A 20,753-nucleotide genomic window follows, 5' to 3' on the forward strand; every position below is an offset into this window, starting at 1 on the left:
TGCGTCCTCCACGTTGATCGAGGGCAATGTCCATGCCATGTCGCAAACGGCTCGGTGAGCCTGCCGATGTGCCGGATGGGGTCAGCGAGCTGCGGGTTTTCCCGCTGCATTGCTACATGCTTGAGCAGTCGGGGCGCCAGTGACCGTGACATCACGGCACACCAGCGGGCCCCAGCCCCGCTGGCTTCAATGCGCCATCAGGACCGGCACGTTCATGCGTGCAAGGATCTCGCGGGTGACACCACCGAGCACGAGTTCCCGCAGGCGGGTGTGCCCATAGGCGCCCATCACCATCAGATCCACGCCCATGCTCACCGCGCAAGAGAGCAAGGTGTCCGCGAAGCCGATGGTGGTCATGTACTGCTCGGCCTTCGCCTCAACGCCGTGCCGCCAAAGCCAGGCGATGGTCTCTGAAATGCAGCGCTTGGCGGCCGCTTCCGCATCACCTTCCTTGCGCAACGACACCAGCGTGACCCGCGCCGATTCGGCGAACAGCGGTAGCGCGTCGCGCAATGCCATGGCCGCCTCGCGCGTGCCGTCCCAGGCGACCAGGACGTTCTTGCCCACCTCCGGAAAATGACCGGCGCAAGGAACGATGAGCACGGGCCGCCCCGAGTGCAAGACGATCTGCTCGGGCAGATCACGCGCCACCATGTCTGCGGTCTTGTCGTGGTCTACCTTGGCGTAGTCGACCTGCCCCACGATGAGCAGATCGCTGGCGTGACCGTGATGGACAATCGCATTCACGGGCTCGCCGTCGACCAGCCGCACGTCGTACGACAACGACCCTGGCCCACGCACCAGGTCCCTGAAGACATGGGCGGTCGCCTCCGCACGCAGGCGCAGGCCGTCAGCGGCAGCCGCGATGAATTCGGTGCTGCGCATCGGATCCGCATCCATCGGCGCGGTGCCATCGAGAAGGCCCGTCGGCACGAGCCCGACAAGATGGCTGCCGTGCGCGCGGCCCAAGCGCGCGGCGAGCTCGACGCGCGCGGCACACCGCTCCGTGTGGTCCAGGTGGACGAGGATGGTTCCGATATTCATGGATCTTCCGTTCCAACGAAATGCGACCATCTTCGATTGATCGATGTTGCGGCACCTTGACATCGATCAAACGCCGCACTCGTTCTCGCACCCAGACTTCGACGCGATCGGTAATCACTTCAAGGATTCAGATGGACGACAGAGTCGACGCGCTGGACCGGACACTGCACGCCGGACTGGCCCAACTGACGAAGGGACTTTCGCCCGCAGCGCTGATGCTGGCCTGGTCGGACTGGGCCATCCACCTCGCGGCGCAGCCGGCGCGCAGCGCGCAAGTGCTCATGATCCGCCCGCTGACGCAGGCGGTTGCGGCCGCGACCCAGGCCTTCCAACCCATGCCCGCCCATGGACCACCGACGCCGGATTCGCACGAGGACGACCGCCGCCTCGCAGATCCTTCGTGGGATGCATGGCCTTTCAACCTGTACCGGCAGGCGTTCCGCACAGGCACGCAATGGCTGCGGGAGCTGACCGAAGCGGTGCCCGGCGTCGAACGTCATCACGAAGAGGTCGTTTCTTTCGCGACGCGGCAGTTGCACAACATGTGCTCGCCGGCAAATTCGCCGGCCACCCACCCGCTGGTGCTGCAAAGAACCGCTGCGACCGGCGGACTGAATCTGATGCAAGGTGCCCGCAACTGGGCAGAAGACCTGCAGCGGAGCGTTCAGCGCCTGCCGCCAAAGGGTGCCGAGAACTTCGTGCCGGGGCGCGACGTCGCGATCACCCCCGGCAAGGTCGTCTTGCGCAACCACCTGATGGAACTGATCCAGTACGCGCCCACGACGGCCACGGTCCATGCCGAGCCGGTGCTGGTCATGAGCGCGTGGATCATGAAGTACTACATCCTCGACCTGTCGCCGCACAACTCGCTGATCCGCTACCTGGTCGACCAGGGTCACACCGTGTTCGCGATCTCGTGGAAGAACCCGGATGCGAAAGATCGGGACCTCGGCATCAATGACTACCTGGCGCAGGGCCTGATGGCGGGCCTCGATGCCATCAACGCCATCGTGCCCCGTCAGCGCGTGCATGCGGTGGGCTACTGCCTGGGCGGCACGCTGCTGGCCATCGGCGCGGCAGCCATGGCGCGCGACCAAGACGATCGCCTGGCCACCGTGACGTTGCTGGCGGCGCAGACTGACTTCACCGAGCCGGGAGAACTCGGCCTTTTCATCGACGAGAGCCAGCTCAGCTTCATGGAAGACCTGATGGCGCGCCAGGGCTATCTGGATTCGAGACAGATGGCCGGCGCCTTCCACTTGCTGCGCGCCGTCGACCTCATCTGGTCGCCCATGGTGCAGAACTACCTCCTCGGCGAGCGAGCGCCGATGACCGATCTCATGGCTTGGAACGCCGACGGCACGCGCATGCCCTACCGGATGCACGCCGACTACCTGCGCAGCCTGTTCCTCGAGAACGCGCTTGCGCGTGGCCAGTATCTGGTGAACGGACACCCGGTCTCCCTGGGCGACATCGAGGTGCCGGTCTTCGCCGTCGGCACACGAACCGACCATGTCGCGCCATGGCGCTCCGTCTACAAGTTGAACCTGCTGTGCGATACCGAGATCAGCTTCGTCCTCACGGACGGCGGCCACAACGCCGGCATCCTGAGCGAGCCCGGCCACGCGCACCGCCACTATCGGATCCTCCACCGCGCCAGGAATGCACCCTATGTGCCGCCGGATGGGTACACGGCTCGCGCCGAGCAGATCGAAGGCTCCTGGTGGCCGGCGTTGCAAGTATGGCTGGCGGATCGCTCCGGACCGCGGCGCAAGCCGCCGCGCATGGGCCATGCGCAGCTCGGCTACGCCCCCATCTGCAACGCACCGGGCACCTATGTCATGGCGCGTTGAGTCCCGCGCCGTGCCAATCCCTTGATCCAGCGCAACGCTCAACCCCCAAGCGCTTCCTAAAGTGATGTCACAGGCATTGCGAGCCTGAATCCAGAGCGCCACACGGCTGCCCTCCATCCACCAACGAAAGGAAGCTCATGAGATCCGATGCACAACTCAGAAGCGATATCGTCGCCGAGCTGACCTGGGACCCGGCGATCACCGCCACCAACGTCGGCGTGATCGTCAAGGACGGCGTGGTCACATTGACAGGCCATCCCTCCAGCCACGCCGAGAAGTACGCCATCGAGCGCGCTGCGCAGCGCGTCAAGGGCGTGAAGGCGTTGGCGATCGAAATGCCGGTCAAGCTCGCCTCCGACTACGAGCGCACCGACGCCGACATCGCCATGGCGGTGGAGCGCGCCATCGAGTGGAACGTGCTTGTGCCTGACGACAAGATCCACCCGATGGTGGAACAGGGCTGGGTCACGCTCAATGGTGAGGTCGAGTGGGAATACCAGCGCAGGGCCGCGGAAGGTGCCGTGCGCAGCCTGCTGGGCGTCACCGGCGTCACGAACCGGGTCGTCGTGAAGCCGAAGTTCACGCCGGCCGACGTCGAAAAGAAGATCCGCGAAGCTTTGGAGCGCCAGGCCGATCGCGAGGCCGAGCAGATCAAGATCGAGGTCAACGGTGCCCACGTCACGCTCAGCGGCAAGGTCCACTCTTGGGCCGAACGCAAGGCCGCCCAGGGAGCCGCATGGTCGGCGCCGGGCGTCGCCAACGTGATCAACAACCTGCTCGTTGAAGCCTGAGGATGCGCGTCGCACTGGTCACCGGCGGCACCGCTGGCATCGGAGCCGCCGTGGCCGAAGCCCTTTTGGCCGCAGGCTACCGCGTCGCCTCCAACTACGGAACCAACACGCAGGCGGCGGAGGCGTTCACCGCACGAACCGGCATTCCCGCATTCGCGTGGAATGTGGCCGATCCTGCGGCTTGCAAGGCGGGCGTGGCCCGCGTGGAGGCCGCCCTGGGACCGATCGAGGTGCTGATCAACAATGCCGGCATCACGCGCGACGCGATGCTGCACAAGATGACGTTCGAGCAGTGGCGCGAGGTGCTCGACGTGAATCTTGGCGGGTGCTTCAACATGTGCCGGGCGGTGATCGAGGGTATGCGGGAACGCCGCTTCGGCCGTATCGTCAACATGAGCTCGGTCAACGGGCTGTCGGGCCAGGCGGGGCAGACCAACTATGCCGCGACCAAGGCGGGCCTCGTCGGCTTCACGAAGTCGCTCGCGCTCGAGGGCGCGTCCCGCAACATCACGGCCAATGTCGTCGCGCCGGGTTACACCGACACCGCCATGGTCGGTGCCGTGCCGCCCGACGCGCTGGCGCAGATCCTGAAGGCTGTCCCGATGGGGCGGCTGGCGACACCGGCGGAGATCGCGCGCGGCGTCGTCTTTCTAGCCGCCGACGAAGCCGGTTTCATCAGCGGCATCACGCTGTCGATCAACGGCGGCAAGTACATGCCCTGAGCGGCCGCATAGCGACCAAACAAACATCCCCCTTTTTCTGCTCCTGGAGCTTGCCATGCGAACGATGAAAGCCGCGGTTGTCCACGCGTTCGGACAACCCCTGAAGATTGAAGAAGTGCCCGTGCCCGAGGTGCCCCCGGGGCAGGTGCTGGTCAAGGTGGCCGCCTCCGGCGTCTGCCATACCGACCTGCATGCAGCCGAAGGCGACTGGCCGGTCAAGCCCGCCTTGCCCTTCATCCCCGGCCACGAGGGCGTGGGCCACGTCGCGGCCGTCGGCGCGGGCGTGAAGCACGTCAAGGAAGGCGACCGCGTGGGCGTGCCGTGGCTGCATACCGCCTGCGGCCATTGCGAACACTGCATCACCGGCTGGGAGACGCTGTGCGACCACCAGCAGATGACCGGCTACACCGTCAACGGCGGCTACGCGGAATACGTGCTCGCCGACCCGGGCTACGTGGGCCACCTGCCGGCGAATGTCGGCTTCACCGAGATCGCGCCCGTGCTCTGCGCGGGCGTCACGGTCTACAAGGGACTCAAGGTCCTGGATTGCAAACCGGGCGACTGGGTGGCAATCTCCGGTGTCGGCGGCCTGGGTCACCTGGCGGTGCAGTACGCCAAGGCGATGGGCTTCCACGTCGCCGCCGTCGACATCGACGACGAGAAGCTGCAACTGGCCAAGGAGGTCGGGGCCGACATGCTGATCAATGCTGCGAAACAGGATCCCGCGCAGGAGATGCAGAAGGCCCTGCGCGGCGCGCACGGCGTGCTGGTGACCGCCGTCTCGCGCAGCGCCTTCGCCCAGGCGCTGGGCATGCTGCACAAGCGCGGCACCATGTCGATGGTGGGACTGCCGCCGGGCGATTTCGCGCTGCCGATCTTCGACATGGTCCTCAATGCCAAGACCGTGCGGGGCTCGATCGTGGGCACCCGCAAGGACCTGCAGGAGGCGCTGGAATTCGCCGGCGAAGGCAAGGTGCGCACGGTGTGCAGCGAAGACCGGCTCGACAACATCAACTCAGTCTTCGACCGCATGCGCCAAGGCCGGATCGAGGGCCGAGTCGTCATGCGCTTGACGGACGAGGTCTAGCTTCGATGCAGGCGATGGTGCTCTGCGCTGCGGGCCAGGCGCTGCGGATGGAACAGCGCCCACTGCCGGAGCCGGCCGCCGGCGAGCTGCGTCTGCGCGTGCTGGCCTGCGCGGTCTGCCGCACCGACCTGCACGTGGTCGACGGCGACCTGCCACTGCCCGTGATGCCGATCGTGCCAGGCCATGAGATCGTCGGCGAGGTCGAAGCGCTCGGTGCGGGCGTCCTCGTGCACCGCATCGGCGACCGCGTTGGCGTACCCTGGCTGGGCCACAGCTGCGGCCACTGCGCCTTCTGCGCCAGCGGCAGCGAAAACCTGTGCGATGCGCCGCGCTTCACCGGCTACCACCGCGACGGCGGCTTTGCGAGCCATGTCATCGCCGAGGCCGATTTCTGCCTGCCGCTCGGCATGTTGACGCAGGAGCCGGCCCGGATCGCACCTCTCATGTGCGCCGGTCTGATCGGCTGGCGCAGCCTGAAAGCAGCCGGTGAAGGCGCACGGCGCCTGGGCCTCTACGGGTTTGGCGCGGCTGCGCACCTGATCGCGCAGGTCGCTGCCGGCCAGGGCCGGCAGGTCCATGCCTTCACACGGCCTGGCGACGCAGCAGGCCAGGCCTTCGCGCGCTCGCTGGGCGCCGCATGGGCCGGGGGTTCGGACGAAACGCCCGCCGTCCCGCTGGACGCCGCGATCATCTTTGCGCCGGCGGGCGAACTCGTGCCGATCGCGCTGAGCGCGGTGCGCAAAGGCGGCCGCGTCGTCTGCGCTGGCATCCACATGAGCGACATTCCCGCCTTTGCCTACCGATTGCTCTGGGAAGAACGGCAGCTCGTCTCCGTGGCCAATCTCACGCGCCTCGACGCCCGTGAATTCCTGGACCAGGTGCAAGCGCACCCGCCGCAGATCCACATCACGACCTATAGCCTGGCCCAGGCCAATGAAGCGCTCGCCGACCTGCGCGCCGGCCGACTTCTGGGCGCCGCGGTACTGTTGCCCTGAGCGTCGCGACATCGGCCCGCCGCACCGCCATGCAGTACCTGCCCGGCGCCAATCCACAGCCATCTGCTGGAGCACATGTCGCCCACAGTTTGACGGAGGTCAAGGTGATCGAGACCGACGGCAGCGACGATCAATGCACTCCCCGATCTTCTAGTAGGTTCCCATGAAACATCTGACTTCAGCCGACCTCAACGCACTGGCCGCTCAACTCCAGGCCATGAAACACAGCGTCCTCGATGAAATCCGCGATACCGCGGCCGATGTCGAAGCCCATCTTCAGCCTCAGGACCATGAAGTTCAGAGCCACGCGGACGAAGCCGAAGCCGAACGTCTCGGCGACGTGCGCTTCGCCGAGATCGAGATCGACCGCGCCAGGCTGCGCGACATCGAGCAGGCCGAGCAGCGCATGTCAGATGGGCGCTACGGCATCTGCGCGGACTGCGGCGAGGCCATTGCGCGCGAGCGCCTGCTCGCGCAACCCATCGCCATTCGCTGTGCCGCGTGCCAAGCCACGGCCGAGCTCCGGCTTCGTCGCTGACCCCTAGCCGTCGAGCGGCACGCCGCCGCCGAAGCGGCATACCCATCGGTCCCACAAGTCCTGGTTGAATGCGCCCAGTGACGTCTGCCAGGCGGACACCATCTGCAACTGGCTGCGCTGAGCCTGCATCAAGGCCTCGGTCAATGCGCCCTGCCATTCGAGAGCCGACCGCAAGTAGCCGTCGCGAAGCGAGTAGACGGTGGAAGTTTCATTGGGCATACGGTTCTCCAGGACAAGGGTTGCGCCATTCCGTTGCAGCACGGGTACCAGCTCAGGATCGCTCAGCGGTGTTTCGGGCGTTTTGATGTAGGTCAACAGTGCCGAACATCGCTCGGATGCAGCGAGGACCGCTGCATCCGAGCGGCTGCGACCCGCCGATTGCTTGCGCTGACGCAAGCCTTGCAGCCGTGCTGCCGCGCAAGATGGATGAACATGCAGGAGCACCGTCATGCACCCCGTCAAATCCCTTCTTGTTCACCTTGACGGAACGGCGCGCGCCGAGGCACGGCTGCGCCTTGCGCACCAACTGGCAAGCGCCTATCGGGCCAGGTTGACCGCGCTGTTCGCAGTAGCCCCACGCTACCCGCCCCTGCTGCCCCTCGCGGGAGGCGTTCCGTTGGTGCCACCGCCCGCCGGCATCGATGCGGATCACCGTGCCCATGCCATGGCCACGTTCGAGCGAGCGAGGCATGCCGGAGCGCCCGAGTGCGAGTGGCTGGAGTTGAACGGCGATCCGGTGATCTGCAGTTTCGCGCGGCGCGCCCTGGCGTCGGACCTTCTGGTACTTGGGCAACGCGATCCGGGCGATGCCACGGGCCGCGATGTGCCGGGCGACTTCGTCGAGTGCGCGATCATCGACAGCGGCCGGCCCGCGCTCGTCATTCCATACGCCGGCGAGGCAACCGCCGCACCGCAGACCGTGTTGGTGGCCTGGAAGCCGACGCGCGAATCCGCCCGCGCACTCACTGCCGCCCTGCCCTTCCTGCGAGGCGCCCGGCAGGTCCACCTGGTGTGCGCCGACCAAAACGCCGACTACACGCAGTCGGCGCCATTGGAGGTCCCGAACTACCTTCGCCTGCACGGCATCGAGCACGTGCGCGAGCATCGTTGGCTCACGGAACGCGATGCCGGCAACGAACTGCTGACCCTGGCGGCGGACACCGGCGCCGAAATGATCGTGATGGGCTGCTACGGCCACAGCCGCGCACGCGAGTTGGTGCTGGGCGGGGCGACCCGCACAGTGCTGGAGTCGATGACGGTGCCAGCCTTGATGGCTCACTAGTCGCATCCGCCGGGCCATTTCCCGCCCTCGGCGTGTCCAGGCGTGGCGTTGCGATGCCGCCGCCACAAGGGATAACATCCCTGGGTGACTGCTCCCACCCACCTCGCCGTCCTCGACGATGAAGTCGAAATCACAACGCTTCTTGCAACCTATCTGCAAGGGCATGGGTTTCGCGTCAGCCAGCTGCATTCCGGTGCAGCGCTCATGGAGTTGATGCAACGCGATGCGCCCATGCTCGTGCTGCTCGACCTGGGTCTGCCTGGCGAGGACGGTTTCGCCATCGCGCGCCAGTTGCGAGAGCACTGGCGCTGCGGGCTGGTGATCGTCACCGGCCGCGGCGATGCGGTCGACAAGGTGGTCGGCCTCGAGATCGGGGCCGACGACTACGTCACCAAGCCTTTCGATCTGCGCGAATTGCTGGCGCGCATCAAAGCGGTGCTGCGCCGCCTTACACCTGGTGAACAAGGCCAGGGAAAAGCGAACGCCGAAGCCGCGACGACGCTGTTGCGCTTCGCGCAGTGGGAGCTCGACACCGCGGCACGGCGGCTGCTGGATCCGGGTCGAAACGAGGTGCCGCTGACTACCGGCGAATTCGACCTGCTGCACACGCTCGTGACGCACCCGGGCCGCGTGCTGTCGCGGGACTTCCTCCTCGAGCGCACCCGTGGCCGCGACGGTGGTCCCTTCGACCGCACCATCGATGTCCAGGTCGGACGACTACGCCGCAAGCTGGAAGCCGACCCGAACAATCCGCAGATCATCAAATCGGTCCGCGGCGCCGGCTACATCCTCGTCGCCAAGGTCGAGGCGGGTTGATGAAACGGAAATCCCTCGTTCCCGGATTCGACGACGGGGCCGTATTCCGTTCGCTCTTCGCTGCCTATCCGGACGCACTTCTGCTGGTCGATCTTCAGGGCGTGATCGGACTGGCCAATCCGGCGGCGCTCGATTTGCTGGGTTATTCGGCAGATGAACTCGTTGGACTTTCGGTCGACGAACTGGTGCCCGACGCGATCCGGCCACGCCATGCGGCCTATCGCAGCGCCTATGCAGCCCACCCGCGTACACGCCCAATGGGCATGCAGATGGACCTGGTCGCCAAGCGGCGCGACGGCAGCGAGGTGATGGTCGAGATCGCGCTGAGCCCATTGCAGGACCACGGCCTGCCGTATGTCGTGGCCGCGATTCGCAGCGTGGGTACCTATCCGCGCGTCAAGCAGGCGTTGCAGAGAGCCCGGTACGCCGAGCATCTCGCCCAGTTCGGCCGCTTCGCAGTCGATGCGCGCGACCCGCAAGAACTTCTGGAACTCGTGCCGGCGATCGCGGCCGAAGCGCTCCAGGTCGAAACGGCCGAGATTCTCCTGCTGGAGCCGAACGGCCTCGAGTTTCGGGTCGCGGCCATCACCGGCGCCTTGCAGGATCTCGCCGTCGGCGATCGAATTCCCAAGTCCCCCACCTCGCTTGCCGGCAGCGTTGTAGCCGACGGCAAAGCGGTTCTGGTGGATGATCACGCCCGGGAGCAGCGCTTCCAGTCGGCGGCGCGCGCGATTGAAAGCGGCCTGCCAAGCGAGCTCGCCGTGCCGCTGTCGGATCGTGGCCGGACCATCGGTGTGCTGGCCGTACGTTCGAGCACGCCCAGACGCTTCGGCGACGACGAACTTCGATTCCTCGATTCGCTGTCGAGCCTGCTCGCGACCGTCCTGCAGCGCGCGCAGAGCGAAGAGGCGCTCAACCATGCACAGCGGCTGGAGACCGTCGGCCAGCTCACCGGCGGCGTCGCGCACGACTTCAACAACCTGCTGACCGTCATCTCCGGCAATCTGCAGGTGCTGGAGGACGCTCCTGCGTGCGCCGACGATCCCTTCGTCCAGCAACTCGTCGGCGCCGCCGCCCGCGCCACACGCCGTGGTGCCGAATTGACGAGCAAGCTGCTCGCGTTCTCGCGGCGCCAGGTGCTTCAGCCCACGATCGTCGACACCTCCGCGTTGCTGCATTCCCTGACCGACATGCTGCGCCGCACGCTGGACCAGCGCATCGTCATCACGCTCGATGCCAAGGAGGTGCTGTGTCTGGCGGATCCGGTGCAGCTCGAATCCGCGCTGTTGAACATCGCCATCAATGCACGCGATGCCATGCCTCAAGGCGGCACGCTGGCCTTTGCCTGCCGCGCCGTTGCGTCGCTGCCGGCCAGTCTCGATGCCGAGCGAGAGCAGGCCGAGGCGGACGGCTATGTGGCAATCTCGATCTCGGACACCGGCGAGGGAATGCCCGAGGCCGTGAAGGAGCGCGCCTTCGAGCCCTTCTTCACGACCAAGGAAGCCGGCCGCGGCACCGGCCTGGGTCTCTCGACCGTCTACGGCTTCGCCAAGCAGTCGCGCGGCGCCGTCGGTCTCAGCAGCGCGCCCGGCGCGGGCACGACGGTAACGCTTTATCTTCCCCAAGTCGAAGTGGACGGTGCTGCCGACGACGAGTTCGACGCCGCGACTCTGGACAGCGTACCGCCCGGACTGCGTGTCCTGCTGGTCGAGGACGACGCCGAGGTCCGAAGCGTGGTGCAGAAGTTTCTCACTTCGATGGCCTGCGAGGTCGTCGCCTGCGCGAACGCCGAAGACGCGTTGCGCATGCTCGCATCAGACTCGGACATCGGGCTGCTGCTCACCGACATCCTGCTCGGCGCCGGCATGCGCGGCACCGAACTGGCGGAGGCGGCACGCACGCGACGGCCAGGCCTGCCGATGCTGCTGATGTCGGGTTATTCCAGCAAAGTGTTCCACGAGCCGCAGGACTGGGAGCTGCTGCGCAAGCCCTACACGCGGGTCGAACTCGAACGCGCGATGGTGAAGGTCCTGGGCGCCGCTCAATGAAGGGCCGCCGCCGTCATCGGCGCGGCGATGCGCTGGATGAAGCTCGTCAGCGCCTCGACCTGCGGGATGTGGATGTCGCGCCGGCCCTTCTCGATGAAGCGGATCACGTCGCCACGCGCCAGCCGCGACAGCGCCCGGCTCACCGACTCCAGCGTCATGCCCAGGTAGTTGCCGATCTCCGCGCGGGTCATGTGAAGGGTGATCTGGTCGGTGCGCAGGCCGCGCTGTGCGAGCGCGTCGGCCCAGTAGCGCAGGAAACCGGCTACGCGGGCGTCGGCCGGCAAGGTGCACAGTGAGAGCAGCGAATCGTGGTCGCGCACGAGCTCGCGGCTCATCGCCTGGTGCAGCGCGGTCAGCAAGGCGGGCGTGCGAACCGCCGCCTGCAGCAGCGCGTCATAGCGAACCGCCCAGACCTCGCCGGTGTCCATCGCGACCGCGTCGCAGCCGTACTGGCCCGCCGCGATGCCGTCGAGGCCCAGCCAGTCGCCCTTGAAGTGCAGACCGACCACCTGCTCGCGCCCCTCCCCGGAGAGGTTGACCATCTTGAAGAAGCCCGAGTTCACGATGTAGAGGCAGCCGAACTGCTGCCCCACCTGGTAGACCGTGTCGCCCGCGCGGACGATGCGCCGCTGGATCGCCACGCTGTCCTGCAGCAGTTGCAGCATGTCGGCAATGCGCCGCGCGGCAGTCCGGTGGCCCTGGGTCACGCTTGTCGCTTCAGTCATCGCTTGGTCCTCGCAGTTCGATAGCTGGAAGCTTAGAAGGGCACTGCAACAGGAGCGCCAATGCGGCGGCCCGCTCGGTAACAGTGGGTGAATGCTCTGTGTCAGACCGGTATCGATGGCGGCTGGACGCCGGAATGTTGATGGCGATCAAAGGTCGTGACCGCAGCGGGGCCTACCTTCGCTCCTGTGGAATCCGCTCTCTCCCTCCCTTCTCACCGCCTGGCGCTGGACAAGCCGCTGGCCGCGGGAGACATCCTGGCGATCTTCGCGGCCGCCCGGCGCCTGCAGGCGCACGCGCATGCGGGCACGATCGGCAAGCCCTTGCACGGCAAGAACATCGCCCTGCTGCTGGGTCGATCGCCCAGCGGGGAAACCTCCGCCCTGCATCGCGCCGCGCTGGAGCTCGGCGCCCGGGTCGCCGAGGTGCCATTCGCCGAACCGGCCGGGGTGTCAGGACGCGACGATATCCGCGGCCTGGCGCGGATGCTGAGGCGCATGTACGACGCCATCGACTGCGGCACGCTGGCTGCGGTCACCGTGCGCCAGATCGAGCAGGAGGCGGCGGGCGTGCCGGTCTACGCAGGATTGGCCCTTGAGGATCATCTGGTGCAGGTGCTGGCGGATCTCATGACGCTCTGTGACCATCGGCCGCCATCGGCATCGAAGGCCTCGAAGCCTTCGATCCTCTACCTCGGCGACCCGCGAACGAAGCGCGGGCGCGCGTTTCTCGCGGCCGCCCGGCAGATCGGCTTCGAGGTGCGCCTGGGCCAGCGCCTGCAGGCGGCATCGAACGACGCGACGATTTTCGTGGTCGATGCCACGCACCATCCTCGCTGGGCGCTGCATTCGCCATCGAGCATGCTCGACGAGGCTAGACGCTCGGAGACGCACCGACGCGTGATGCAGGCGGTGTTGCTGGACACGATAGAGAGAGTCTGACGCGAAAGTCTCAGGCCGAGCGGCATCCCTTCGGTCTTCGCGCGACCGGCAGCAGACGGTCAGGCGGCGTGCGATGACGGCTGGCCGATACGTGGCAGCCGCCGCACGCTTCGGCTTGATGTTCGTCAAGGCACAGGCGTGCCTCGCTGCGCATGATCGGCTTTTCGCCGGAGGCCCCCTTGACCATTCGCCATCTCGACCGCCTGCTGTCTCCGAACTCGGTCGCCGTGTTCGGCGCTTCGAACCGCCAAGGCAGTGTCGGCGCCACCGTCTGGCGCAACCTGCGCGCCGGCCATTTCACGGGGCCGATCTATGCCGTCAATCCCAAGCACGCTGTGCTGGGTGGTGCGCCCGTGTTCGCGAAGGCTGCCCATCTGCCCGGCGCACCGGATCTCGCCCTCCTGTGTACGCCGGCGCACACGGTGGCGCAACTGATCGCCGAACTCGGCGCGCTGGGCACCCGCGCTGCCATCATCGTGACCGCCGGTCTGAGTGCAGCGCAGAAGCAGACAGCGCTCGATGCGGCAAAGCCCTATCTGATGCGCCTGCTGGGTCCCAATTGCATCGGGCTGCTGAGCCCGCACATCGGGCTGAATGCCAGCTTCGCCCATACCGACGCGCTGCCGGGGGAGCTGGCCTTCGTGTCGCAGTCCGGCGCGCTGGTCACCGCGGTACTTGACTGGGCCAAGAGCCGCGGCATCGGCCTGTCGCACCTCGTGTCCCTCGGCGACCACTGCGACGTCGATTTCGGCGACCTGCTCGACCATCTGGCGAGCGACGCGCGCACGCGATCCATCCTGCTCTACGTCGAATCGGTGGAGTCGCCGCGCAAGTTCATGTCCGCCGCGCGTGCGGCGGCGCGCAACAAGCCGGTGATCGTCGTGAAGGCCGGGCGCGCCGGCAACGGCGTGCGCGCCGCCGCCTCGCACACCGGTGCACTGGCGGGTTCGGACGCCGTCTACGACGCCGCCATCCGCCGCGCCGGCATGTTGCGTGTCGACACGCTGCAGGACCTGTTCATCGCGGCGGAGACCCTGGCGCGTTTTCGCGGCAACCGCAGTGAATCGCTGACCATCATGACCAACGGCGGCGGCGCCGGCGTGATGGCAGCGGACGCGGCCGCGCGGGCCGGCATCACGCTCGCCGAGCCGAACGAGGCGCTGCTGGAACGCTTGAATGCGGTGCTGCCAGCCAACTGGTCGCACGCCAACCCGATCGACATCATCGGCGATGCACCGATCGAGCGCTACACCGCCACGCTGTCGGCCCTGCTGGCCGACGAGTCGGCCGGCGCGGTGCTGTTCGTCCACGCGCCGACCGCGATCGTTCGCAGCGACGACATCGCGCGCGCCTGCCTGCCCTTGCTGCGCACAACCGGGCCGCGCGTCATGAGCGCCTGGCTCGGCGACGCCGCCGTCGCCCAGGCGCGCCAGCTGTTCGAACAGGCCGGCATACCCGACTACCCGACGCCGGAGGAAGCCGTTCGCGCCTTCGCGATGCTGCAAACCTACAGACGCAACCAGGACACCCTGATCGAGGCACCGAGCGCCAGCGAGAACCCGGCGCCCGATGTCGCATCGGCACATCGCCGGCTGGACGCGGTGCTCGCCGAAGGTCGCGAATGGCTTGGCGAGCAGGAGGCCAAGGCCGTGCTCAAGGCCTATGGCGTGCCGGTGGTGCCAACGCTCGCGGTTCCCGCCTCGGCCGAGGCCATTTTTTCAGCGGCGCGAGAAGTCGGCTACCCGGTGGCGCTCAAGATCGTCTCGCGCGACATCACGCACAAATCCGACGTCGGCGGCGTCCGGCTCGACCTGCGCGACCAGGCATCGCTGGACCATGCGGTCAGCGAGATGCTGCACGCCGTGCGGACCGCCCGGCCCGATGCGCGCATCGACGGGTTCACTGTGCAGCCGATGGTGCGTCGGCCTCATGCCCAGGAAGTCATTGTCGGGGCCAGCATCGACAGCGTGTTCGGCCCGGTCATTCTTTGCGGCCAGGGTGGCACCGCGGTGGAGGTCAGCGCCGACAGTGCCGTCGCCCTGCCCCCTCTCAACCGCAGCCTGGCGCGCGAACTGGTCTCGCGCACGCGCGTGTCGCGCCTGCTGGCCGGCTACCGCGACCATCCGCCGGCCCGGATGGACGCGCTCTACGACGTGCTGATCGCCGTGTCGCAGATGCTCGCCGACCTGCCGCAGTTGGCGGAACTCGACATCAATCCGCTGTATGTCGACGAATCGGGCGCTGTCGCTCTCGATGCCCGCATTCGCGTCGCCGCGCGGCCGGTCGCCGGGGCGGAGCGCTTTGCGATCCTTCCGTATCCTTCGCAATGGGTCCGCACCCTGGCCTGGAACGGCCGCGAGATCACGCTGCGACCGATCCGCCCCGAGGACGAGGCGCAGCACCGGCGCTTTCTGGAGCAACTCGACCCGGAAGACATCCGCATGCGAATCTTCCAGACAAGGCGTGAGCTGCCGCGCAGCGAACTCGCCCGCCTCACCCAGATCGACTACGACCGTGAGATGGCCTTCATTGCCGAAGGCTCCGACGCGCAGGGGGCGCCCGAGACGCTGGGCGTGGCCCGTACCGTGAGCGATCCCGACCGGGTGGAGGCCGAGTTCGCCATCATCGTGCGCTCCGATCTCAAGGGCGCCGGGCTCGGCAAGCTGCTGTTCGCGCAAATGATCGAGCACGCCAGGAGCCGCGAAATCGGCCGTCTCGTGGGCATCATCCTGCGCGAGAACACGCGGATGCTGAACCTGGCGCGCGCCATGGGCTTCGAGGCCGATCCGGCGGAACCGCCCGATTCGGGCGTGCGGCGCGTGGTCAAGACATTGAACAGTCCGATCATCACCCCTTGATCCTTCGCAAGGACGCTCGCCCATGTCTGGCGCACGATGCATGCATTGAAGCTACAAGGAGCGTGCGCAATGAAGCGGAATGTTGGAGCTGCCGATCGCCTGCTGCGCATCACGGCGGGTGTCGCGCTCATCGGCCTGTCGGCTGCCGGGACGATCGGGCCATGGGGGTATCTGGGCATCGTGCCCCTGCTGACAGGCCTCTTCGGCGCCTGCCCCGCCTACGCGCTGTTCGGCGTCAGAACCTGTGCCAGCGACAGCCCTCGAGCCCGGCCAGCAAGACCGTGAATGTCGGCCCATCGAGGCGCCTTGGGAAACCTGTCATGTGGATGATCGTCGCGGTCTTGGTGCTGCTCGGCGCGGCACTGCTGTGGCTCGCCTTCCAGGCGCTGATTGCCTGGATCACCCTGGATTGATGCAATCGCGATATCCCTGGCGCGCTGGCGGCGGCGGCTCGGCGAACGCGCAGCTTCAAGCGACACTGAAGGTATGAGCAATTCGCCCCGCCAGGCGTTGGGCCTCGGGCTCCTGCTCGGTATCGAGCGCGAACGTCGCAAAGGGTCGCAAAGGCGACGGTGATCGTCGCGCCGCCGCAGGCCTGCGCACCTTCGCCGTCGCAGCATAGGCGGGCGCTTGCCGACCATCACTTCGTGCGCGGCGCCTTGGTCGCGGTCAGCGCCAACACGGTGATCCAATCTACCCTGGCCGTCAACGCAGGGGCTTGCAGCTTCGCGCTGCGTGTCGGTGCCGCCCTGTTTGCCAACCTCGCATGCGCATGGGCCGCTGCCGTCTGGTTTGTGCTCATTGAAGGCTCACCCGGCGCTAAGGCGCGGCCGAAGCTGTCTCTCCGCTCAGCGCCCGTCTTTTCGCCCGCCATGATTCCTCAGCGGCCTCGTGGCTCGCCTTTGCTGCCATGCGCAAGGCATCGCGCGCTGTCCGGAGATCTTCGTAGGCAGCGCTCGCGGCGCTCTTGGCTTGCGCCCGGCTCGCTCCACCGAACTGGTCGGACGCCGCCTCGATTTGCTCGAGCGCCTGGGTCCAGGCGACAGAGGCTTGTTCGCTCGCCTGCGCCGCATGCTCGGCCGCTGTCTTGCTTTGGCTCGTCGCGCGATCGGCTGCAACAAGCGCCCTTTGCCAAGCGCGATGGGCGGACAGCCCGGTCTTTCGTGCCGCTTCGCCGGCCGCCTTCACGCGGCGATCAGAGGGCCGAGCTGCATACCTTCTTGCCTTGAGCAACGCCGCAGCGGCGTCCTTGGACGCGTTTCGCGTGGCCGAGGCTGCATCGAGAGCCGCCTGATATGCAACGTCATGGGCGACCATGCCCTGCATCTGAAGTTCTGGTTGCGCGGGGCGCTGCTGGGCAGCGCAAGGGCTCATGAGCGCGGCGCAGACGGCCGAAAGTCCGATCAGCGCGATCATGTTGCTTCTCATGGCGTCTCCCGTCAGCGGCACCATATGTCGATCTGATGACTCAGGTCGATCCACAGCGCCTGAATTGCCACCGCCGCAAGCAGCCCGCCGGCAAGCCGGGTTCCCCATTCCTTGCGCGCAATGCTGGCACCTGAACGCAAGCGCTGCCACAGCCAAGGGGCCAGAACCAGCGACACGCCGCTGCCCACGGCAAAGAGGGCCATCGTCAGTGCGCCTTGCGCCGGTCCGTTGGCCAGCCCGGCAAGCATCAGCGCGGAATACAACAGACCGCAAGGCATGGAGACCCAGAGCGCACCCGTCGCGAGCACGCCGGCCAACGATCCGGTGAGCGGCCGCAGGCGCGTCGCGAGCGCGCGTCCGATACGGTGCGCCCAGAGTGGCTGTCGCCCGAGCGTGGCGAGCACCAGGCCCCAGGCGAGCACGAACACATGAAGCAGCACCCACAGAGGACGCAACGCCGCGACCTGTTCGCTCGCGAACGCGAGGCTCTGCATCGCCGCTGCGGCGGCCGCCCCGGCAGCCGTATAGCCCGCGATACGGGCCGCATGGAAGGCGACGGATGCGGAAACAGCCGGAGGGCTCGCCGAAAGCGGTGCCACAGCACCATCCACCGGCACGCGCACGATGCGGATCACGCCGGCACAGGCAGCGCCGCACATCGCGACGCAATGGGGCCCGCCGACCAATCCCATCAGGAGCGCAGTGCTGGCGAGCGCAGTCTGCATGATCAGAAGATGCGCGAGAAGCGCGTGCGGTTGCGCTCAGCCGGGACGGGAGATGAATCGGCAGGGGCGAGGGCGAGAGATGCGTTCATGCGGCGGTGGGTGTGGCAGGCAATGACCCACTATGCGGGCAGGTCGGCCCGTCATCCTTGATGTGCATCAAGCCTGGGTGGCGCAGCGCGTCACAGAATCACTGCAACCCTCGACGCCCTCCATGAAAGCCGAACACATCAAGGTCGCCTGCTCCAGTTGCACCCTGCGCGAGCTGTGCATGCCCGCGGGGCTGGAGCCGAGCGAGTTGAAACGCATCGACGAGATCGTGGCCACGCGGCGCAAGGTCCGACGTCGCGAGACGCTCTTTCGCAACGGCGAGCCCTTCACCTCGCTCTATGCGATCCGCACCGGCGTCTTCAAGACCCGCGTGGCGACCGAGGATGGGCGCGACCAGGTCACCGGTTTCCAGATGGCCGGCGAAATCATCGGCCTCGATGGCATCGTCAACAACCAGCACACCTGCGACGCGGTGGCGCTCGAGGATGCCGAGGTCTGCGTGATGCCCTTTCACCGCATCGAGGAACTGTCGCGCGAGGTCGCGGCGCTGCAGCGCCACGTGCACCAGATCATGAGCCGCGAGATCGTGCGCGAACACGGGGTGATGCTGCTCCTGGGGAGCATGCGGGCCGAGGAACGCCTCGCGGCGTTCCTGCTCAATCTCGTGCAGCGCCTGCATGCGCGCGGCTTCTCGCGTTCCGAGTTCGTGCTGCGCATGACGCGCGAGGAGATCGGCAGCTACCTCGGGCTCACCCTCGAAACGGTGAGCCGGACGCTCTCCAAGTTCATGGAGGATGGCATCGTCGAGGTGGAGAAGCGCAACCTTCGCATCGTCGACGCAGAGGCGCTCCGGCGCATCGTCAATCCTCCGGGTTGTTGATCTCGGAGGCCGGCCTGGTCAGAAGCAGCGTCAACGCGCTCGACCCTATCGCCAGCAGCCAGAAGGCGAAGAAGCCGGCCGCATAGACCGCCTGGCGCGACAGGCCGACGGCCTCGCCGCGCCAGTGGAGGTCGCCGGGGTCGACCAGCGCAAACACCAGCAGTTCGGCCGCGCTCGCCAGCAGAAAGGCGGGCCAGAGAATCGACATCCAGTTGCGCGTCTTCATGGCCATCAGCGCTTGGGTGCGGGCAAGTCGGCATCAGGCGTTGCCGCATGATTGCGGCCCGCCAGCGCGGGCATCAGCTTCTTTTCGACCAGTTGCTTGTTGATCTCGAGGCCCTGGCGGTAGTAGTCCGGCGCCACCACCGGATCGGGCGTGCGCAGGGCGAGCCAGAGCGTCACGAAGCTGGCGACGATGACCACGGCGGGCCCGGCCATCACCATCCACAGCAGCGGGAACTGCCACCAGGGTTCGCACTTCGGGGAAGTCATCGCATGATCGTCCATCTTGTCTCCTCTTTGCCAACTCAACGAGGCACCAGGAAGGTCGCCTTCTCCGACACCTGCGCGCTGCCGTCGGCCGAGCGCACGTCGAAGTGCACGACGTGGGAACCCGCGGTGGCGCTGCCGTAGGGGAGCTGCAGGCGCACCGCGACCCAGCGCGACTGCGCAGAACCGACCTCGACCGGATCAGGCGGCGACACGCTCAAGCCTTCCAGCCCCCTGGCTTCGATGCGGTAGCGCTGCACCTGCTCGGTCGCGTTCATGATCTGCAGGCGATAGACGTTCTCGAGTTGGCCGCCATCGACGATGCGCGCGAGCGAAGCCCGGTCGCGCACCACGTCGACCTTCAGCGGCGTGCGCACGACCAGGCTCGCCAGCACACCCATCGTCAGCGCAGCGAGCAAGCCCGTGTAGATCAGCACCCGTGGGCGCTGCACGCGGCGCAGCACCTGCCTCGGCGTCCAATGGCCGGCCATGCCGTTCTGTGTCGCGTAGCGGATCAGACCTCGCGGCGTGGCCATCCTGTCCATCACGGTGTTGCAGGCGTCCACACAGAGCCCGCAGCCGATGCATTCGTACTGCAGCCCCTTGCGGATATCGATTCCGGTCGGGCAGACCTGCACGCACAACGAACAGTCGATGCAGTCGCCAAGTCCCTGAGCGCGGGCATTGCTGCTCTTGGAACGCACTCCGCGGGGTTCGCCACGCTCGCTGTCGTAGCTCACGATCAGCGTGTCGCGATCGAACATGGCGCTCTGGAAGCGCGCATAGGGACACATGTACATGCAGACCTGCTCGCGCATGAAACCCGCATTGCCGTAGGTCGCAAAGCCGTAGAAGAAGACCCAGAACACCTCCCACGAACTCATGCGCGTTTGCAGGAATTCCAGGCCCAGCTCGCGGATCGGCGTGAAGTAGCCGACGAAGGTAAAGCCGGTCCACAGCGCGATGCCGAGCCACACGATGTGCTTGAACCACTTCTTGACCAGTTTCTCGAGCGAGAAATCGCCCTCGTCCAGGCGCATGCGCGCGATGCGGTTGCCTTCGATCTTGTGCTCGACCCACAGAAAGATCTCGGTGTAGACGGTTTGCGGACAGGCATAGCCGCACCACAACCGCCCCGCCACCGCGGTGAAGAGGAACAGCGACAGCGCCGAGATCACCAGCAGGCCCGTCAGGTAGATCAGATCCTGCGGGTACAGCACGAGGCCGAGGATGTAGAAGCGCCGCGCGCCCAGGTCGAACAGCACCGCTTGGCGCTGCCCCCACTCGAGCCAGGGCAGGCCATAGAACACGAGCTGCGTCAGGAACACCATCGCCCAGCGCCAGCGCGCGAAGACGCCGCGCACCGTGCGGGGATAGACCTTCTGGTGCGCGGCGAACAGGCCGCCGCCAGACTGGGCGGCGGCGATCGGGATCACTCGACGCCTCACCGGGGTCGACGCGGAAGCGGCATCCTTCATGACGGAT

The 20,753-nt window shown here is 66.9% G+C and carries 21 protein-coding genes; 13 read left to right on the forward strand and 8 right to left on the reverse strand.

What is annotated here, in order from left to right:
• Window positions 1-186: 186 nt before the first annotated feature.
• On the reverse strand, window positions 187-1,044 hold the full coding sequence (locus tag BLS74_RS26745; protein WP_093110195.1) for a universal stress protein: 858 nt from the start codon (window positions 1,042-1,044) through the stop codon (window positions 187-189).
• A 131-nt stretch (window positions 1,045-1,175) separates the two neighbouring features.
• Here BLS74_RS26745 and BLS74_RS26750 point away from each other — a divergent pair, with 131 nt between their 5' ends.
• From BLS74_RS26750 to BLS74_RS26775, 6 genes are all read left to right on the forward strand, one after another.
• A complete protein-coding gene (locus BLS74_RS26750) occupies window positions 1,176-2,897 on the forward strand; it encodes a PHA/PHB synthase family protein (RefSeq protein WP_093110196.1) in 1,722 nt (573 codons plus the stop codon).
• A 137-nt stretch (window positions 2,898-3,034) separates the two neighbouring features.
• A complete protein-coding gene (locus tag BLS74_RS26755; protein WP_093110197.1) occupies window positions 3,035-3,688 on the forward strand; it encodes a BON domain-containing protein in 654 nt (217 codons plus the stop codon).
• Window positions 3,689-3,690: 2 nt separating this feature from the next.
• The gene (phbB, locus tag BLS74_RS26760) at window positions 3,691-4,410 is read left to right on the forward strand and encodes an acetoacetyl-CoA reductase (RefSeq protein WP_093110198.1); all 720 of its coding nucleotides are present in this window, start codon (window positions 3,691-3,693) and stop codon (window positions 4,408-4,410) included.
• Window positions 4,411-4,465: 55 nt separating this feature from the next.
• Complete coding sequence (gene adhP, locus BLS74_RS26765) at window positions 4,466-5,497, forward strand: alcohol dehydrogenase AdhP (RefSeq protein WP_093110199.1); 1,032 nt, start codon at window positions 4,466-4,468, stop codon at window positions 5,495-5,497.
• Window positions 5,498-5,502: 5 nt separating this feature from the next.
• Window positions 5,503-6,492 (forward strand): zinc-dependent alcohol dehydrogenase family protein, encoded by a 990-nt coding sequence (locus BLS74_RS26770; protein ID WP_093110200.1) that lies wholly within the window; start codon window positions 5,503-5,505, stop codon window positions 6,490-6,492.
• Between the two features lie 163 nt (window positions 6,493-6,655).
• Window positions 6,656-7,030 (forward strand): TraR/DksA family transcriptional regulator, encoded by a 375-nt coding sequence (locus tag BLS74_RS26775; RefSeq protein WP_093110201.1) that lies wholly within the window; start codon window positions 6,656-6,658, stop codon window positions 7,028-7,030.
• A 3-nt stretch (window positions 7,031-7,033) separates the two neighbouring features.
• On the opposite strand, the gene BLS74_RS35195 is transcribed toward BLS74_RS26775, so the two are convergent.
• Window positions 7,034-7,480: a hypothetical protein gene (locus tag BLS74_RS35195; protein WP_244504011.1), complete on the reverse strand. Its 447-nt coding sequence runs from the start codon at window positions 7,478-7,480 to the stop codon at window positions 7,034-7,036.
• Between BLS74_RS35195 and BLS74_RS26785 the strand changes: the two genes are divergently transcribed.
• The 3 genes from BLS74_RS26785 to BLS74_RS26795 all read left to right on the forward strand — a co-directional run bounded on the left by BLS74_RS26785 (window position 7,479) and on the right by BLS74_RS26795 (window position 11,176).
• On the forward strand, window positions 7,479-8,312 hold the full coding sequence (locus BLS74_RS26785) for a universal stress protein (protein WP_093110203.1): 834 nt from the start codon (window positions 7,479-7,481) through the stop codon (window positions 8,310-8,312). The two genes, BLS74_RS35195 and BLS74_RS26785, sit on opposite strands and share 2 nt — an antisense overlap.
• Window positions 8,313-8,396: 84 nt before the next feature.
• Window positions 8,397-9,128: a winged helix-turn-helix domain-containing protein gene (locus BLS74_RS26790; RefSeq protein ID WP_093110204.1), complete on the forward strand. Its 732-nt coding sequence runs from the start codon at window positions 8,397-8,399 to the stop codon at window positions 9,126-9,128.
• On the forward strand, window positions 9,128-11,176 hold the full coding sequence (locus BLS74_RS26795; RefSeq protein ID WP_093110205.1) for a PAS domain S-box protein: 2,049 nt from the start codon (window positions 9,128-9,130) through the stop codon (window positions 11,174-11,176). Before BLS74_RS26790 ends, BLS74_RS26795 begins: the two co-directional genes overlap by 1 nt.
• Here BLS74_RS26795 and BLS74_RS26800 read toward each other — a convergent pair.
• Window positions 11,170-11,901: a Crp/Fnr family transcriptional regulator gene (locus BLS74_RS26800; RefSeq protein WP_093110206.1), complete on the reverse strand. Its 732-nt coding sequence runs from the start codon at window positions 11,899-11,901 to the stop codon at window positions 11,170-11,172. The genes BLS74_RS26795 and BLS74_RS26800 overlap by 7 nt on opposite strands.
• 186 nt (window positions 11,902-12,087) lie before the next feature.
• Between BLS74_RS26800 and BLS74_RS26805 the strand changes: the two genes are divergently transcribed.
• The 3 genes from BLS74_RS26805 (at window position 12,088) to BLS74_RS26815 (ending at window position 15,983) form a co-directional block, all read left to right on the forward strand.
• Window positions 12,088-12,840, forward strand: coding sequence for a Rossmann-fold NAD(P)-binding domain-containing protein (locus tag BLS74_RS26805; RefSeq protein ID WP_170855717.1), 753 nt, complete (start codon window positions 12,088-12,090; stop codon window positions 12,838-12,840).
• A 179-nt stretch (window positions 12,841-13,019) separates the two neighbouring features.
• Window positions 13,020-15,698, forward strand: a complete 2,679-nt coding sequence (locus tag BLS74_RS26810) for a bifunctional acetate--CoA ligase family protein/GNAT family N-acetyltransferase (protein WP_093110282.1) — start codon at window positions 13,020-13,022, stop codon at window positions 15,696-15,698.
• A 69-nt stretch (window positions 15,699-15,767) separates the two neighbouring features.
• Window positions 15,768-15,983 (forward strand): YgaP family membrane protein, encoded by a 216-nt coding sequence (locus BLS74_RS26815; RefSeq protein WP_093110208.1) that lies wholly within the window; start codon window positions 15,768-15,770, stop codon window positions 15,981-15,983.
• A gap of 534 nt (window positions 15,984-16,517) precedes the next feature.
• On the opposite strand, the gene BLS74_RS26820 is transcribed toward BLS74_RS26815, so the two are convergent.
• Window positions 16,518-17,114 carry a hypothetical protein gene (locus tag BLS74_RS26820; RefSeq protein ID WP_139191743.1) on the reverse strand — a complete coding sequence of 199 codons (597 nt, stop codon included), beginning with the start codon at window positions 17,112-17,114 and terminating at the stop codon, window positions 16,518-16,520.
• A gap of 23 nt (window positions 17,115-17,137) precedes the next feature.
• Window positions 17,138-17,851, reverse strand: a complete 714-nt coding sequence (locus tag BLS74_RS26825) for a sulfite exporter TauE/SafE family protein (protein ID WP_093110210.1) — start codon at window positions 17,849-17,851, stop codon at window positions 17,138-17,140.
• 211 nt (window positions 17,852-18,062) lie between these two features.
• Between BLS74_RS26825 and fnr the strand changes: the two genes are divergently transcribed.
• Window positions 18,063-18,779, forward strand: coding sequence for a fumarate/nitrate reduction transcriptional regulator Fnr (fnr, locus tag BLS74_RS26830; protein ID WP_093110211.1), 717 nt, complete (start codon window positions 18,063-18,065; stop codon window positions 18,777-18,779).
• Here fnr and BLS74_RS26835 read toward each other — a convergent pair.
• The 3 genes from BLS74_RS26835 to ccoG are packed head-to-tail and all read right to left on the reverse strand — an operon-like array spanning window position 18,760 to window position 20,746.
• Window positions 18,760-19,005 (reverse strand): hypothetical protein, encoded by a 246-nt coding sequence (locus BLS74_RS26835; protein WP_139191744.1) that lies wholly within the window; start codon window positions 19,003-19,005, stop codon window positions 18,760-18,762. The genes fnr and BLS74_RS26835 overlap by 20 nt on opposite strands.
• Before the next feature lie 5 nt (window positions 19,006-19,010).
• Window positions 19,011-19,271, reverse strand: coding sequence for a FixH family protein (locus tag BLS74_RS26840; RefSeq protein ID WP_244504012.1), 261 nt, complete (start codon window positions 19,269-19,271; stop codon window positions 19,011-19,013).
• 35 nt (window positions 19,272-19,306) lie between these two features.
• Window positions 19,307-20,746 carry a cytochrome c oxidase accessory protein CcoG gene (ccoG, locus tag BLS74_RS26845; protein WP_093110214.1) on the reverse strand — a complete coding sequence of 480 codons (1,440 nt, stop codon included), beginning with the start codon at window positions 20,744-20,746 and terminating at the stop codon, window positions 19,307-19,309.
• Window positions 20,747-20,753 lie beyond the last annotated feature (7 nt).

This window comes from Variovorax sp. CF079 (assembly GCF_900101545.1).
Taxonomy (GTDB): Bacteria; Pseudomonadota; Gammaproteobacteria; order Burkholderiales; family Burkholderiaceae_C; genus Variovorax.